The sequence below is a fragment of the Corynebacterium sp. P3-F1 genome, from assembly GCF_030503635.1.
Taxonomy (GTDB): domain Bacteria; phylum Actinomycetota; class Actinomycetes; order Mycobacteriales; family Mycobacteriaceae; genus Corynebacterium.
In genome coordinates, this window is sequence record NZ_CP129965.1 from 1,128,403 (window position 1) to 1,145,961 (window position 17,559).

Sequence of the window (17,559 nt, forward strand, 5' to 3'; positions counted from 1 at the left end):
GCATAGTTTGATACCCCGCATCGAAGGAAGTTATCCACAGGCCTCCGAGTTCAGCCGGGGATGATGGTCCACCCCGTTTTATACAGTCCGTTCAACCCTCGGACAAACGACATAACGGCAGGTAAGACAATGCGGAACCTAAAATACGACAACGAAGTACTACTCCTCGTCGACCGGATCCGGCACTTGTTCCAAGCGATGACAAGGAACAAGGCTGAGCTACTCCAACTGATCTATGACTTCGACACCAACAATTTCGCCCAGGCCTTCGGTTCCTCATGTACGTCGTCCTGGCTCGTGCGTGAATTCGGAGTTGCGGCATCAACCGCGTACGAGTGGTTGCGGGTCTCTAAACAAGCAGTGCACTTCACCTTTCTCATGGAGGCTTTTCGCGCCGCGGAGATCGATTACTCCACTGTTCGCCTCCTGCTCAAGTATGTGACCGTCGACAACGAGGTAGAGCTCGTCGAAATGGCTAAGGAACTCGGACACGAGCAAATGAAGAAGTATCTCGCCGGCAAAGAGACCAATCAACCTGAACCGGATAAGCCGGAGCATTTCCTGCGGGTCAAGGATCTTCCCGATGGCGGTGTGGCTGTCGAGGCAGTCATGAGCGGCACCGACGGTGCCTCGTTCAAAGCGGCCTTGAAGATCGGCGAAATGGGCTTCTACGAACAGGAGCACGCTGCGCAACAGGCCAGCGCGGAAGAAACCCGGCCGGCGCGAAAAACGGTCTCCGGGTACGGCATGCCGATTGGCCGTTCGTTGCTGCAATCCTTCATGGGGATGGTGCACTTGGTGCGCACCAAAGCGACCAGTCCACTGCGTACTCCGGGTGCTCACGTCAACATCGTGCTCAACGCCGACGGACACGCTTATATGCCGGCAGCCCCGAAAGTTCCGGCAGCCGCGCTAGCAAACCTCGTGGCAAACGGATTGACCCGCCTCAACGTTGCCGACAGCGCCGGACTCATCCTCAACGTGGGACGCGCCCAACGCTTAGCGACGGATGCGCAGGTCAATGCCCTCATGACCATGTGGGGGCACCAGTGCGCGATGCCGGGCTGCACCCACACCCGTTTCATGGAGATCCACCACATGGAGGAGTGGGCTGACGGTGGGGAAACGAACCTAGACAACCTTATTCCCCTGTGCAGCGCATGCCATTCTCTCGTGACGGACGGCTGGGCAAAGATCGAACGGCACGGCCACCAGATCCGCTTCTTCATGGGGGACGGATCAGCGTTCGTTTCCGACAATCATTCAACGACCCGGCGCGATTGCTCCGCGACCCCGCGCCCGGCGAGGGAAAAGTGGGAGGACGTCGATTCGTTCGCGGACACCGCGCGACAGCCCGGGCGGATTCTAGGGGTCGTTGCAACATTTCCTAGCTTTCAGCTAAACCTAACAGCTCCGCCATCCGCTCCGCAGGAGTAGCAAAACCCAACGTCTTACGCGGCCGACAATTCAACCGATGAGCAACAAGCTCCAACTCCTCCCGCCCATAAACACTCAAATCCGCACCTTTCGGAAAATACTGACGCAACAACCCATTAGTGTTCTCATTCGTCCCCCGCTGCCACGGCGACCCCGGATCACAGAAATACACCGGACAATCCGTCGCAATGCTAAACGACCTATGACCAGCCATCTCTGAACCCTGATCCCAGGTCAACGACCCCCGAAGATGCTGCGGCAACGTCATAATCGCCTCCACCAGCGCATCACGCACCGCCACCGCACCATGCCCATCCGGCAAATGCAGCAACATCACATACCGCGTCGTCCGCTCCACCAACGTCCCAATCGCAGACCTTCCACCTGCACCGATAATCAGATCACCCTCCCAATGCCCCGGCACAGCCCGATCCTCAACAACAGCAGGACGATCGGCAATCATGATCATCGGATCAATAAACCGACTCCTCGCAACACGCTGACCACGCGGTTTACGCCGCGTCCGCCCCGTACGAAGGGCATGGGCCACCACCTTCTTCAACTCGCCTCTGGCCTGGCAATACAGCTCTTGATAGATCGTTTCATGACTCACATGCATAGTCTCATCGCCAGGGAATTCCCTGCGCAACCGGCCAGCCACCTGCTCAGGGGAAAACTCCATCCGCAACCACTGCCACACCTGCTGTTTCAACCGCGGATTCGCCGCAATCTTCGACACCTTCGGCCGAAACCTCCGAAGCGTTGACTTCCGGTGCGCCTCATACGGGCGATAAATGCCATCATCACCACTATTGCGACTAATCTCGCGCGAAATCGTCCCCGGATCACGCCCAAGCTCACGCGCAATCGCCCGAACCGATAAATTCCGATTCACCCGATCCGCGATGCGCTCCCGCTCCACCAACGACAAGTACCGCCGGTCAATCACCTTCTCCACCGCAGCCTGCGGCAACACCTCCACCGGAACACTGACCCGGCCATCAACATACGCAAGAACCTGCATAAGCCGTTTATAGCGATAAACTGCCTGGCCATCAGGCACAAACGGCACACGCCGACCACGTGTTTTAATCACCCCCTTATCAACATCAAGCGCACCACGTAACCCCATCCCACACGCAGCTGCAGCAGAACGACGATCCAACCCACAGGCCCGAAGCTCCAAATACTCCACTCGCCGCGCCGTAGCCACAGCCCGCCGACCCTCAGGAGCAGGACGGGGCCGCGCACCAATCGATATCCCCACCCGGTATACCGACGAAGGATTCACACCCAACCGCCGCACAATATCCATTGGCGCGACATTCTGGGCAAACAACGCAACAATCTCGTCAACCACCTGTGACGACAACGTCTTATTCCGCAGTGGTAACCCATCACGATGCGCAATCCGATACGCCGTAGCTAACGACCATCCCAGATCCAGCCCAGCCGCACGCACCGACAAACCATCACCCACCACCAACTGGTGGAACCGAGTGATCTCCTCAACCGGTGGATCCCACCGTGACACCGTCATCACCAACACCAACCCTTCAGATCAGTGTTGCAACGACCACTAGAACTTAAGCAGGTCACAGAAAGCAGAAGACCCCGCCGGTGCGTGGTCAGCTGCAGAGATCTTCTCCAGGATTTCCGCAGTGAATCCGCTGGCAGTACCGTAGACCACCTCAGGTTTGTTTTCGCCGAGCTTTTCGGTAGCCCATGGGCCGACGCCAGACGCATCAACATCACCCTCAGCACCCCAGGGCGCTACGAGGACTGGTTGGATACCTAGAGCGAGCAAGGTATCGCTGTCTCCCAGGCCAACTGCGGCGATGCGCTCGTCCCCGGTGCCCTCATTTTTTGACGCCGCCGCGTCATCGCCTCGGGAGCAACCAGACAGAACAAGAGTGGATGCTGCCAAGACAGCGGCGGTCTTCAGCGCCGCTCGACGGGTCAGCGAATTGTTTCGAAACATGTGAAAGCCTAACGTGTAAGGAACTCTTTGAGGCGCTGTAAAGTACCCGTAGCCCCAAAGGGCTGATGGCCTCTTTCAGCTACGGTGGATTCAGCAACCGCGCCCATCTTACACAGGTTAGGCTAACCACACAAAAGGCTGCCCTAAGTTAATTATTTTGGGGGATGTGTGGCCGCCGATATGGAGGCAGCTCAGCCGCTAGGGGCCAGCCGACAGGGGGCACTTTAGAAACGGTTTAGCAAACCACCAAACGTCCGCCGCTCCTCCACACGCTTCGCCCGAGACAAATGTCCTGAGGTTCGCCCGACCACCGGCAGTTACCTACCTCCCCTCCCCACCTCGAACAGCTGGGCACTCCACCCCACCGCCTGCTGCGAACGCGCTACCGCACCCACGGCAGCCAGGTGCTTCGCAATCACACGGGCCGTGGGCAGCTGCGATCCATACAGAACGAGGCGTGATAAATCTTCCTCGTAGTCATGCTCCTCGGCCCCGCTTTCCTGCAACACTGGGGTCACCAGGAACAGCTGCGCCCCAAAACGTAGTACGGCAGCTACCAGCTGTTGCAGCTCTATAGCTGGCCAACGCCGCCACGGATCAACCAGCACCACAGCATCTACCTGCTCACACAAAGTAGCCACTGTGCCAGCCCAATCCGCCCGGCGCACATCCTCACCGCGACGCCCAACCGTTGGAGCGTGCAGTGCACTATAGCGAGCACGATCCCGGCGGCGTGGAGCAATATCGCGCAGCATAACCTCCTCTGCGCTGGCCCCAGGCTCCGTCATCGCTGCAGTTGTTGCGCCTACTGAAATCCTTGCGTCATCTTCTGCCTCCGAAAACGACCCCAACACCACGGCGTTGGCCTGCGGTATCTTACGTAGAATCTCATCCGCATACACCGCCGCGGCCGGACCTCCCACCGCGCACCGAAGCGAGCCAGCATCCTGTCGCGCTAGTAGCTTGCTGCTTAGAATCTCCGCTGCGGCCGGGGCCGACCACTGAGCGCTGGAGGCCGCCTGTTCGTGTTCCTCCACGGCCAGTTGTGGCTGGGTTTGCACAATGTAGTCCCAGCGGTGCTCGCCCGTATCAGCCGGATTCTGCAGTGCCTGCCCTAGCTGGCCAAGTGCTGCGGTCTTGGCGGCTGCCGGCCCGGCAATCCAATCCCTTACTGGAGAATCCGGGTTTGCTAACTCGCTGCCCAGCGCAGTGAGGCCGATTCGAACCGCCCGTTGGTCCGCCACATCCTCCGCTGAGCTATCCAGTGCTGCATCCGCCGACAAAGTCACTAACCCCACTGCCTCCAAGTAACGCGCAATCCGGAGAGCCAGCTCCTGCTGCAGGCCAGTTGCTGCGGCCAGTTGATCCACTCGATCCGCGCCCTCATCAATCAGGCCAAAAATCCCCAACCCTACGGCTTGGCGCACCAGAATCGCCGACCCCATCTCGGTGAGTTCATGCAGCTCAATCACCGCATTACGGTGGCTCGTCACAGCCCCTGTCTCCGCCCCCTCACTGTCGCCCTGCGTAGCCGTCGCCCCTGCTTCCGATTGTGCCGGTGCCATTGCGCGCCAGTACCCCGTAATCTCCACGTTTTCCCGCGGAATCCCCAGAGCTCGAACCCAGCGTCGGATCGCCTTCAATCGCCCGGCCTCTCCCGCAGCCCATACATAGGGCATCGCGGCGGGCTCGGCCGCCCACTCTGGGTGTTCTCCGTACAACTCGGTAGCTTTCGCCACGAAGTCCCCGCCCTCGTCTCGCACCTGCCAGTGAATGTCCACCTGTGCTTCGAACTCCAGTCGCTGGACATGTGCCCGCGTGGCTACCTCAATAATCGCCACTGCCCTATACCCGGCGGGCAAAGACTCTATACAGCGAGCAATCGCCGGCAGCGCCGTCTCGTCGCCCACCATCAGTAGCCACGGAGTGTGGGTGGGCAGCGCTGCGCAAGACTTCGGCCCTGCGATATACAGGAGATCTCCCGGTCGAGCTCGTACGGACCAGTCCTCGGCCAGGCCTTGGCCATGCCGCGCGAAGTCTACGACGAGGCGGCCCTGGGAGGCGTCGAATGAACGGACGGTATATGTCCGAAACAGATCTTTGACCTCCTCTTGCCATAGCACCGTCGCGTCCTCCCGTGTGATGGGGTGAGGGCGCTCCCCGGTGGCCGGGTCTGGGAAGATGATGCGGATATCGTCGTCGAAACCATCGCTGACTAGCGGTGGTGCGTCTACGCCGAACGCACTATGGGCGCGTAGTTGTTCGCCCGTCAGAGTAATGCGACGCATCCCTGGTGTGATGTCCTCGATGTCATCGACCTGCAGTTCGCGGATCGTAATGGGGTAGATTTCCCTGTCTCGGCTATTCCTCGCCATGGTCATTCCTTTCTCGTTTCTGGGTTGGCGGTGTGCGGTGAGTCGGTGTGTAGCGGGTCAGTGCGCAGGGTCGGCATGCGGTGGGGCGGCATGCGCAGGGTCGATGCCTGTCGCCTCGGGTGCTGGCCGGTCAGCCGAACTCTTGTTCAGCAGCCGCGGTGCCCATTGCTGGAAAACGTTCTTCCAGCCATCGGCTTTCACCAGCTGCGCGTGCGTAAGTTCAAGCTCGCTCACCCGCACCGGATACGCCCCCGGACGGCGCCTCCACGCAGCAGCCGGATCCCACTGCCCGTGTGCCACATCACTGTTGTTTTGCGTTGCCACCACTAGCTCGACCCGGCCTTCGTAGCTGGTGGGTGCTGCTGTGTGCAGCATCTGCATGCAGAAACGGATGTTGCTTTCTATATCGACGCCCACAGTGCCCAATTCGTGTGACATCCCATCGGCACGCGCAATTGCCCGAACGTCGTAGTCACCAAAGGCTGTCCTGCCATCGGGCGTGCCCGGCGGCCAGGAATGCGTACCGGAGCTGGGGCTGCTGCCGCTGGGGTAGGCGTCAAGAATTCCTAAGAACCGCACCTCATAGCCCCGGCGCTGCAACGCGGCAGCGATGTTTTCAGCCACCACGCCACCGAAGGAGTAGCCCACCAACGTGAAGGGTCCTTCTTGTTGCTCGGCCAGGATCTGTTCGGTGTAGAGCTCCGCTAGCTCGGCCAGTGTTCCCACCTGGGGTAGCGGGGACGGTAGTTCGATCAGGCGGGTGTCGAACTCAGTGTCCGCCAGAAGGCTGGCCAGCGGGGCGAAGGCCAAGCCATGTCCGCCGATCGGATGGAGGCACCACACCGGGCGGCGTTGCGAATGCTCGGCAGTCTGTAAGCGCTGGGATTGCTGCGGCTTCGGCGGCTGCTTAGCCTTCATAGCTCCACCAGTGCCCTGCCCCAGCCGTTCCGCGATGGCTGCCGGAGTACCAGCATCCACAATGTCCTGGATCTTCAACTGCATGCCCTGCTTGCGCAGCACACCCATCAAACGCATGGCCAGCAGGGAGTCACCACCGGAGGTGAAGAAGTTCTCTTCGGGGCCGATCGGGTTGCCTAGCAAGCTCTCCATGGCGGCCTGCACCTGGGCGCATACGGGGTTGTCCTCAGAAAGCTCCCGGTTACCGGTATTGCACGTATCCGCTTCCTCTACTTCGCTGTGCCCATCTACTTCTATTTGCCCGTCCGCTGGCTCCTCAAACTCGCCGCGCTCCGGAAGCAACTCCACCAACCGGAGATCCCTACCGGTGGCGGCGTCGCACAGTGCATTGAGGAATGTGCCGAACCACCTCGCGGCGGCGTCAGGAAGAATGCGTTCCACCACATCCGGACGGTGCACCAGCGTAATTTCCAAAACGTCCCCGGGCGGGCACACGACAGTCAGCGGGTAATGCGTGCGACCGCTGGTGCGCAGCCCCTGGATGCGCAGGCACGACTCGGAGGTCTCCACTGTGTGTGGACCGCTCGGTGCACCGAAGTGTGCGTGATGGTCGTACACCACCGCGGTGTCGAACAACGGTGCACTTCCCACCAGGGTCTCGATCTCCTGTAGCGGCGTGGTCTGGTTCTCGCTGATCAGCGCCATGGTATCTGCCACCTGTCGCACGGTATGGCGCAGCGTGTGCCCCGGTTCGAGTTGTACGTGCAACGGGAGTGTGGTGATGAACATGCCCACCGCACTAGCCATTCGCGGCTGCTCCGCGGACCGGCCGGAAAGAGTCACCCCCGTAGTCACTCGGCGCCCACCATGCATCGCAGCCAGCGTGAGCAACCATGCGGTTTGTACCAGTACACTGGGTGTGGTTCCTAGGCTCGCCGCGGCGGTTGCCACCCGCCCATCTGTGTCGCGGTGCAGTACGTGCGGCACCTCTGGGGCTTCTGTTGTGCTCTTTTTACTTGACGCCACCGGCCGCAAGCCCGCAATCACACCTCCGTGCTCGCCTGTGCGGCTGGCCTCATGGGGCTGATCGGTGCCGGTGAAAATCTGTTGCCAGGCGCGGTGTTCCCGCTCCAGTTGTTCGACGCTGCGTTGGCACAGGCTTCGAGCAAATTCCGCGAAGGAGGGTGCGGGGTCCAGATCCTCGCCGCTTAGCAGTCGCTGCAAATCCTGCAGCATCACGGCGGTGGACCAGCCATCGGTGAGGATGTGATGGCTGCCCAGCACAAGTGTGGCAGGGCGGTTGGTTTCTAGTCGGTTACTCTCTGGCAACAGCACCAGGTCTGCGGTGACTAGCGGGCCGGATTCCAGGTCCACGGCGCGGTGGCCGCGCAACTCCCGTAGCTGTTCCACGAACGCATGAGCTGCAGCCGGTGAGAAGTCTCTGCAGTCGTGGATTGTCCAGGGCAGATCGAGCCGCTCCGGAATCAGCATCAGCGGGAGGTCGCTGCAATCGAACACGGCGCGCAGTGCTGCGTGGCGGCGCAGAATTGCCCGCATCGACTGGTGGATAAGCTCTGGGGAGGCCACACCAGTAAGGTCCACGGCGGCGGCAATGACGTAGCGGTCGGTTCCGGCCAATCCGTGGAACAGCAGCCCCTGCTGGGAGGCAGTAGCCGGGACAATGTCTTCCAGGGGACCGTGGGCGGCTTCCAGGGAGCGTAGATGAGCAACGCTGAGGGTCGGTGTGGGCTGGTTGGTTGAGCTGTGGCCTAGCCGAGGGTTCGTCGGCTGTGTATCGAATGCCCGGTAGTCGCTAGGCAGTGCTTGGCGCAGTACCAACCGATCCGCGACCAGCAGGTCCCGCGCCGCACGCTGTAGCTGTTCGTGCAGTTTCTCCAGCACGGTCGGGGATGCATCCCTGAGTGCTGCCAGGTCCGCCACGTATTCCACGTCTGCGCCGTCCGAGGTGAGGAAGACATTTATCGTCAGAGCCTCCGTCATCCGCCGGTCGTCGGATTCCAACACGCCGAAGCTCTCCTCCGGCTGTGCATCCAGAACATTAATCACCACACGACGGTTTGGAGGGCACGAAGCTGGATCCCACGGCTGAGCCTGCGACTCGGCCTCGCGCCCAGCGCGAACCCACGCTGCCATAAACCTCGGAGAATTGGCGGATGAATGAACGGAGGCACCGTCAGCCCTCGCAGAGAAAGCCCAACGCTCCTCCGTAGTGAACCAACCGATCAGCTCCATGCAATCCACCGCGCTACCGGTGCTGCCATAGTCACCAGAACGAGTGGCACCGGTGCCGCCATCGCGGCCGTGCCCTTCCACCACCAGCTGAAGCTCGGTCAAACCTACGGCCTGTAGCGCTTGCGCTAACAATGACACCACCACGACCTGTCGGTCTGTTCGAAAACGCTGCGCCAGCTCGGAACTCATCGCCGCAGCGTCCGGCATCGCAATATTTCGCCACATCATCGTGGCCTGCCCCCGTGGGCATAGCAGTTTCTCCGGCAACTCCGGCAAGACCGACAGCTCCGCCGATCCCGGTGGCACGTTCTGCACGGCCTGGTGCTCCACGGCACGCTGCATCCCGTGGGCGCGCAGGAGGCCGGTGAGCGCGGGAAGCTTCACGTTGGCGTCAATTAATACAGCATTCCACTCGCGCTGCAGGTTCGGCCAGGACAGCGCATCGATCGCCAGGTGGTGCACCATCACCAGCGCGCCTTCCCTGCACAGTCCGACCTGCCACATCACTCCACCATCGGGGGCTATGCCGGCGGCCAGCTGCTCCACCGGATCTGGGCCGTCCGGCGCAAGCTCCACCACAATCTCCTCGGCGTTAGCCAGTGGCACACGCGGGATCAGCTGCACTACGTTGTCCCAGTCCAGCAACATCCGCAGGCTCGCATGCCGGCGCTGAAGCACCTCCACCGCGCGTAGCACATCGGCTTGGCCGCACCCGGGTGGCATATCTAGCCACCGGTACATCACGTGGCGACGCATCGCATGCACGGTGGGCGCAGCTGCAATCTGCGTGCGCGCCACCGGACTCCACGGCAATACACCCCAATCCAGCCATTGATTGTCCCCATTATTGGATCTCGAATTACCCCCCTTGCCCAGGTCTTCACCAGAACTAAGGAAGGTCGGGCGCGCAGCCTGCGAAACCTGGGGAGCCTGCGGATTCTGCGGAGGACGGAAGTCTAATGGGATCTGCGCTAACGCAATGCCGCCCATTAGGTCCTTCGGCTGCAACAGCAGCCCCTGCTGACGTGCGCGAGAGGCCACATGAAGAGCAGCAATACTCTCCCCTCCCAAACTGATGAAGTCCTGATCAGGATCAGTCTGCTGCGGCGGTAGATGGAGAACATCACACACCGTGCGATGCAGCAGGAGGTGGGCAGGGTCGAGCGGTGCAAGCGGGTCGTTTTTACCGCTTGTAGTTGCGTTACCTGCGCTAGAGACCTCCACGGGTTCGGTCGCCTCGGGAGCTGCGGTATCCTCCTTCGCACCAGCGGTCGGCGGCTGCAGTCCGTATCCGGCGATGGCCTCCCGGTCGATCTTGCCGGAGGTGGTGGTGGGCAGCGCTCGCACTGGATGGATGCGCCGGGGGATCGCCGCGGCGGGTAAAGCAGCTTGCAACTGGTGCCGGATAGCGGTCAGATCTGAAGCGTCCATGGGCCAATCCCCTACCACCGCAGCAACCAACACAGTGGCCTGCCCACTGCGATTCAGTGGTGCCACGGCGCAGTGCCGCACGCCGTTCACGCTGGCTAGTACAGCTTCCACTTCGGCCAGCTCCACGCGCTGCCCATTGATCTCGACTTGCTCATCGGCACGCCCCAGAAACTGGTAGCCCCGCCCAGGAATCCATCGTGCCCGATCCCCGGTGCGGTAAATGCGCTCCGGAGCCCGACGCGGGTCGATGCGAACGTCCTCCTTGAACGCCGCATCGGTGGCCTCCGGAAGGCCACGGTAGCCGAGTGCCAGCTGTGGACCGGCTAGAACCAGTTCGCCTACTTCTTGGTCTCCTACCAGCTGCAGGGCGTTATCCACCAGGTAGGCACGCATACCGGCAACGGGCCGCCCCAGGTGTGCCACGCCCGGCTCCACTCGGGCCAAAAGGGCATCTACAGTGCTTTCGGTGGGGCCATAGGCATTGACGACCTCCAGGCCGGTGGCCGCCAGGTGATCCCACAGCTCAGCGGGCAGCTCTTCGCCACCCAAAACCACTAACTGCAGGCTCGGTACTTTCTCCAATAACTGCGCGGCCAACAACGCCTTCATCATGGAGGGAGTCGTATCCACCACATTGATCTGCTGTGTAGCGAAGTGTTCCACCAGCTTGTCTGCATCCCCAGTGGCCTGTTCTGGGTAGAGGTGCACGTCGTGGCCCGCCAGCAGCCACAGCAACTGGTCGAATGCTGCATCGAAACTGAAAGACGCCGTATGCGCCACCACCGCGTGCGGCCTGTCGTACAATCCGCTGCGGTGTTGGGCAAACAGAGAGCTAATGGCACGGCGGGGAACCTCCACGCCCTTGGGCTTGCCGGTGGATCCAGAAGTATAGATCAGGTAGGCCAATTGCTCCGGGTCTGGACAGGCTGCCGATTCCGCGGACCGTTCTACGGCGTTCTCCTCCGAGGTGGTACTGCCCAAGGCTAGGGCGTAGCGGATGGCCGCCGCATCCACACTAGCTACCGGTTCAGCGTTCGCATGGATTTGCTCACGGCGCTGGGCAGGACTGGTGGGATCGATATAGACGAAGGGCACACCCGCGGCGAAAGCGGCTAGCACAGCAAGGGCCAATTCGCGCCCCCGCTCCATCTCGAGAGCGAGCACTGGTCGCGCCCTATCTTGCTCGGTGACTTGTTCCGCCTGGCGCCACCTGTCGCTTCCCAGAACCTCACGGCGAAAGTAACTAGCCAGGCGATGTACTGCAGCGTGGAGATCCTTGCTGTTCAGCACTGCAGCGCCCAGTATCTCGCGATCCAACATCTCAGTTCCGGGCTCGGTATCCCAGCCATCGGCAGTGTGAACCACCAGATGTGCCTGTGTGTGGTTTCGCAGCGTGGACAAAGCGGTGCTCAGAGCGTCCTGCGATCGGCTATTTTCGGCCACTTCGACACCTTGGGCGCGCCGCTGCTCTAACATTTCCACGCGCCGTCTCTGGCTATGCAGTGGCAGCTCCCCGATCTTTCGGGATGTGTCTTCAAGCGCCTGACACGTGAACTCCCGCAGTGCCTCCAACCGAGCCCGCGCATGCTCGGCACTCACGCGGGCCGGATCCGTCTCAAAAGCCATGTCCAGTCCGCCATCCTCGGCCGGGGTGAGCACCAATCCCAAATCCTCCGGCGGCCCACCCGCCACATTGCGCAACCGCCCCGGAACCCCCGCGAAATCCGCCCGGGTGGTGAAGGCCTTAGCATTCACTCCCACTCCGTGTAGCACGTCAGCCACCCGGGAGTCCCCCGTGATCTGCGGTAGGCTCTCTCCACGCAGTCGCTGGTGGGCCAGTAGACCATGCAGCGACTCCACCGCATGGTGTAGATACTCCTGCACCGTTTGTTGATTGTCGACGTTGACTCGCAGTGGCAGCACATTGACGGCCATTGCAGGCGTGCGGAGCTCTCGCGTATGCGAGCGTGCCATCACGGGCACAGCCAGGAATTGTTCGCTGGTCGAGCGTGGAGCCAACAGACGGTGAACAAACGCCCCGTACAGTGCGATCATGAGCTCTACCCACGTAATCTGCTCATCAGTAGCGGCTTTCGTGGCCTTCTCCATGATCTCCGGCCCCAGGCGCATGGTGGTGGTGATTGTGGTTTGCCCTGTGCCTTCTGCCTTTGTGGCCGTATTCATCGTGGCGCGCTCAGCAACTTCCGGAAGCTGTGCGAGTACGGACGTCCAATACTGTTTATCCCGGATATGCTCCGCGGATTCGCGGTACTCCTGATCCAGCGCCACCAGTTCGGACAGCGAAGCTGCCCGGAATGGACGAGCCTGCTTTCCTGCCACGCGAGCGGTATAAATCTGACTAAGGCGACGCGTGAGCAGGGAAGCCGAGAAGCCATCGACAATAAGGTGATGATAAAGCTGGACAACCCAGGTCTCGGTGACGTCGAGAAGAATAATGACATAACGACACAACGGTTGATCCACCATGGTGCGCATCGTCTCGGCACATTCGGCGCGTAGCGCATCTACCCAGGCTTCCGCGCTGCGCTGGGGATCCGCGGCGTGCCGCACGTCGATCACGCGGTCGACCCCGGGGCCTTCCTGTACCACGGATTGTTGCGGGGTAAGGCCATCCGTCGTGACGCGCACGCGCAATGTCTCAGCTTCCTGTTGCAGCTGTGCGATGGAGTGCTGCAGAGTTTCCAGCTCGATGTGCCCTGGCCCCAGGTGCAGTACCTCACCAACCACGTAGTAGGGCGATTCGGGGTTGAGTTTTTGGGCGTTCCAGACACCGTATTGAGCGCTCGTTAACGGCAGCGTAGAAGACAAGTCAAGTTCCTTGTGAGTCGGCGGGCGGCAGCGGGGAGGCGAGTGAGAGAACAAGAAAGGGCATAAGAAAACACCCCACGCTGCCACACCGGGCGACACATTCGCGAGGGGTGCTGGAGAAAAAGAGACTAAGAGATCTCTTTCAAGGTAGGCTTGACCTGCTCCAATACCCATGCACGGGACAGGGCGGTCGGCGTGTTCAGGCCAGCAACCACAGCCTCGTTACCCGCCAGGGTGGCGCCGGACTTGACCTGCGGCAGGTCTGAGTAGCCCGGGATCTTCTCCACCTCCGCGATGTCACCGGTGCGGTTATAGATCACCATGAAGTCCGCAGCCAGGGCGGAGACGTTTTCTGGCGACAGAGTCACGCGCCCCTGCTGTACCTCGATTGAGCCGTCGGTCAGAGATTCCGGGAACTTCATACCCAGGTCGTAGATAAAGGAGGCTCCTGGATCCTTCGGGTCGGCCACAGCTCCAAAGGATCCCTGAGCGAACTGGGAGACCACACCGGTCTTACCCTCGATATTCGGCAGCTCGGACTTCGCATCGGAGAAGACTTTCTCATCCTGGTCGATGACTTCTTGAGCTTTATCTTCCTTGTTGAAGATCTTGCCGAGCTCCTTCAACTGCGACTTCCAGCTGATCCCCTCACCCTCGGTGCCAATACCACCCAGAGTGGGCGCGATCTCGGAGAGCTGTGCGTAGTTATCCTCGGAGATCGTCCAGTAGTCCCCGACGATGAAATCCGGAGCAGCGGCGGCGATCTCTTCCTTCGGCAGAGTCTTGAAATCGGTCTGCTTGATAATCTCCACGCCATCCAACTTGCCGTCGCGCCACGGGGCATTCATGTCCTTAGCAGACACCACCACGGCGGAGGGCTTGATGCCCATAGCCAGCAGGTTGTCGATGGCTGGACCAATGGCAACGACGCGCTCGGGGTTTACGGGGTATGTGTCTTCCCCCCAGGCGTGCTTGATGTTGACTTCGGAGGCATTATCGCCGGAATTCGCTGCGGAGTTTGCGCCTGAGGAAGTATTTTCCGCCTTGTCATCTGCATCGGAGCTGCAGGCTCCCAACACCAGGGTAGTGGAGAGCACGGCGATGCTGAGCGCACGGACAACGTTTGAGTTCTTCATTCTGAATGGGTTTCCATTTCACTAAACGAACAAGATTAGGTAAGGCTACCATCACCAAGGGTAGGCTAACAAGGGCAATCTGAGACTTTTTAACTTAATTTGGATCGGGGAGGGCACGACGATCCAGCTTCCCATTACTGCTCAGCGGCAATGCCTGCAGAGCCACTACACGGCTGGGAACCATGTACTCCGGTACTGATTCGCGCAGCACAGCAGCCACCTCCGTAGGCGGTAGTACCACTGCTTCCTGATCCCACACCACATAGCCCACCAGCACTGGTGAATCCTCGCCAACGACACGACTGGCCGCCTGCCGCACACCAGGAACCCGTCGCAGCGCCGCATCTACCTCTCCCAACTCCACTCGGTTGCCCCGGATCTTCACCTGGTCACCCACCCGACCTACGAATTCCAGCAACCCCACCTGGTTCCATCGTGCTAGATCTCCGGTGCAGTACATTCGGCCGCCATCAACCTGTGGGTACCAACTGGGCACAAAAGATTGTGCCGTTAGCTCCGGGCGGCGCCAATAGCCAGTAGCCACCTGCACCCCGGCAATGCAGAGCTCACCCACCTGGCCAGGATCGGTAACCTCTTTCCCATCCTCAGCGCGCAGATAACAGCTCACATTGTCTTGAGGCAGACCCAACAGCGACGGTTGCCGACCATCCCCCGCGCTGGATCCCGCCAGCTCAGCCAGCAATTCCTCGGTATATTCAACCCACAGCACATCCATCGCGGCCTCCGTGGGCCCATAAAGTCCATGCACCCGGCAACCGATCTGTCGCAGGCACCGTTCTGCCAGCGCACTGGGCACAGCCTCGCCACCTAGCAGCAGATGCTTGAGCCCAGCCAACCTTTCCAGAGGCTCACCCATGTCGTCCATGACATCCAACAGCGTGCCGAGCATACTCGGCACCATCGACAGCACACTGACCTGGTAATCCACCAGCAAATCCAAAAAGCCATCGATATCCCCCATCCACCACTGTGAATCGGGCATCACCACCGTTCCACCATTAGCCAGGGGGTTCAGGATCTCCGCGATACCCACATCAAACACCGCCGGCGCCTTCTGCAGCACACGAAGTTCCTCGCCAGGCCCCACGATCCGGGCGCTCCATTCCAAATGGCAGGCTACGCCACGGTGAGTATTCACCACCGCCTTCGGCCGCCCGGTCGAACCTGAGGTGAACGTGATGTAACAGGGATCCTCCGGGCAAATGTCCGTGTTCACCTCCAACAGCGCACCGCTCACCTGCAGCGAGCCACCCGATCCATCTATATTTTCGCGGTCACACTCTGCGCCACCAATCCACACTTCAGCGGCGCAAGCTTCGGCGACGACTCGGCGCAGCTCCTGTTCCGCAGACTGCTCCACACCGAGCAACATCACCAGCTCCGGCTGAAGATCTTCCAGCTGCCAACGCAAACGCTCTGTTGGAGAATCCACCTCCAATGGACAATAGACTGCGCCCGAGTGAAGAATCCCTGCCACCATTACCGGTAGCCGAGTATCCCGGCGCGCCAGTACCGCGATCCGGTCCCCTCTACCCAGCCCGCGGCTGCTAATACTGCCGGCCACTCGCCTGGCACCTCTAGCCAGTTCTGGCCAAGTAATGGCCCCAGCAGGCCCCGTAACCGCTAGCCGTGGGCTATCTACCCCACACTCCTGGACTGCCGCACAAATCATCGCATCCACCGTGGCATAGCGCTGCTTCACTCGGCGGCCATGAGGCCGCGGTGCTGGAAATGCACTCATGAACGCACCTCCGCCCGAACCCCAGCCTGCACCCCAGCCCGCATGCCAGCCTGCACATCGGCGGCATTATCGCCCAGGCCGTCCCCTACACCGAGCCCAGCTACTACCCGATCGGAAAGCTCGCCCAGGCAGCTCAGGTTCGCAAACCCCGGCCCCTGGCGCATAGCTGCCAGTGCCGGAACAAACAGGTGCGGAACCAATCCCTCCACTGCCAGATCTGCCCCAATACTGGCCTCCCAGGCCGGAACGGAGCTCAGCGCTGCATCGGACTGGTTGCCTAGTGCGCGCTCCAGGAGGAGGCGCACCTGTGGCGTCATCACATCACAGAACCACAAGGGCCTACCACCGCGAGCGTCAATGACGAGATCGCACAGCTCGGTGTAGGAGCCACACACTTCATCATCAATATGCACCCGCAGTCGAAAATCAGCGTCCGGCGAGCTCGCCAGCTCCACACGGCGGACAACGCCACGGCGATGTGCCACGCGATCATCGGAATCTAACACCTGCTGCACCCGCACAGAAAGCACCCCACGGTCGGTTCTGCGGATGAAGTCTCTACGCGCTGCTTCGCTGAGTGTCACCCATTTGCGCGGATCTGTATACAACTCGTTTTCGAATTGACTCTCCCCACGACTGAACATCGTGGCCAGGGGCGATACGGCCAGAGCTTCCTCAATATTGAGGTGAATTAGCTGGTCCAACACGGAAGCTGCAGATTCCCCAGTACCGACCACCACAACACGAGGGACCTCGGGGAGGCTTCCACGCGCCTTGAGATCCCAAAATTCTGCCACAGAGAGCACACCCGGAACATCCGAAATTTTGCCGTTGCTACGGCCAGGGCCGGTAACGAGCACACTATCGGCCTCCAGAGTGAACTCGGCGCCACGTGTGTCCTCGGCAGTGAGGCGCCACCGGCAGGGCTGGGAGGCAGTGCCGGTGGCCGTGCCCGTAGGGCTAGTGGCACTACTTTCAGTGGTCACGTCGAGTAGCCGCACCGTTGCTGGAACCACCCGCATTCCCATCTTTTGCGCCGCCCACTCCAGGTAGCTAGCCCACAGGTAGTGCGGTGGGTTGGGGTGGCCACGGTCGATCCAAGAGGCATAACGATCCGACTCCGTAAGGAAGCGCACCCAGCTAAGCCCCAGCATGCTCCGGTCCACGGCCTCGTTGAGCTCGCCCGCGATGCGCGTGCGGTAGGGAAATCCCAGATCTTTATCGGGCGAGGTTCCCAGCAACTGCCGCCCGTCCGTCCACCCACCGCAAGGCTTCCAATTACCGCCAATGCCGTGCGGATCCAGCACGGTTACTTCCGGGGTTGGAACGCCCAGGCTGCGCAGAGCGTGGAGTTTCGCCTGAACGGCTAGCGCTTTTGGCCCCGCTCCGATGATCGCCAATGATTTCAACTTACCATTCCCTTACCAAGTGAAGGCT

Annotated in this window: 7 protein-coding genes and 1 pseudogene; 1 reads left to right on the forward strand and 7 read right to left on the reverse strand. The window is 60.9% G+C overall.

The window, feature by feature from the left end; genetic code table 11:
* The first annotated feature begins 129 nt into the window (after positions 1-129).
* Positions 130-1,437 carry an HNH endonuclease signature motif containing protein gene (locus QYQ98_RS05280; protein WP_302005884.1) on the forward strand — a complete coding sequence of 436 codons (1,308 nt, stop codon included), beginning with the start codon at positions 130-132 and terminating at the stop codon, positions 1,435-1,437.
* Here QYQ98_RS05280 and QYQ98_RS05285 read toward each other — a convergent pair.
* The 7 genes and pseudogenes from QYQ98_RS05285 to QYQ98_RS05315 form a co-directional block, all read right to left on the reverse strand.
* On the reverse strand, positions 1,388-2,602 hold the full coding sequence (locus QYQ98_RS05285; protein WP_302007689.1) for an IS30 family transposase: 1,215 nt from the start codon (positions 2,600-2,602) through the stop codon (positions 1,388-1,390). The two genes, QYQ98_RS05280 and QYQ98_RS05285, sit on opposite strands and share 50 nt — an antisense overlap.
* 462 nt (positions 2,603-3,064) lie before the next feature.
* Positions 3,065-3,418, reverse strand: a pseudogene (locus tag QYQ98_RS05290) (iron-siderophore ABC transporter substrate-binding protein); the annotation flags it as partial.
* Between the two features lie 317 nt (positions 3,419-3,735).
* A complete protein-coding gene (locus QYQ98_RS05295; protein WP_253579591.1) occupies positions 3,736-5,793 on the reverse strand; it encodes a siderophore-interacting protein in 2,058 nt (685 codons plus the stop codon).
* A 57-nt stretch (positions 5,794-5,850) separates the two neighbouring features.
* Positions 5,851-13,398, reverse strand: a complete 7,548-nt coding sequence (locus QYQ98_RS05300; RefSeq protein WP_256019851.1) for a condensation domain-containing protein — start codon at positions 13,396-13,398, stop codon at positions 5,851-5,853.
* Positions 13,353-14,360, reverse strand: a complete 1,008-nt coding sequence (locus QYQ98_RS05305) for an ABC transporter substrate-binding protein (RefSeq protein ID WP_011274150.1) — start codon at positions 14,358-14,360, stop codon at positions 13,353-13,355. Before QYQ98_RS05305 ends, QYQ98_RS05300 begins: the two co-directional genes overlap by 46 nt.
* A gap of 94 nt (positions 14,361-14,454) precedes the next feature.
* Entirely contained in the window at positions 14,455-16,122 is a 1,668-nt protein-coding gene (locus tag QYQ98_RS05310) for an amino acid adenylation domain-containing protein (RefSeq protein ID WP_011274151.1), read from the reverse strand.
* Complete coding sequence (locus tag QYQ98_RS05315) at positions 16,119-17,522, reverse strand: SidA/IucD/PvdA family monooxygenase (protein WP_253579595.1); 1,404 nt, start codon at positions 17,520-17,522, stop codon at positions 16,119-16,121. Before QYQ98_RS05315 ends, QYQ98_RS05310 begins: the two co-directional genes overlap by 4 nt.
* Between the last annotated feature and the right edge of the window lie 37 nt (positions 17,523-17,559).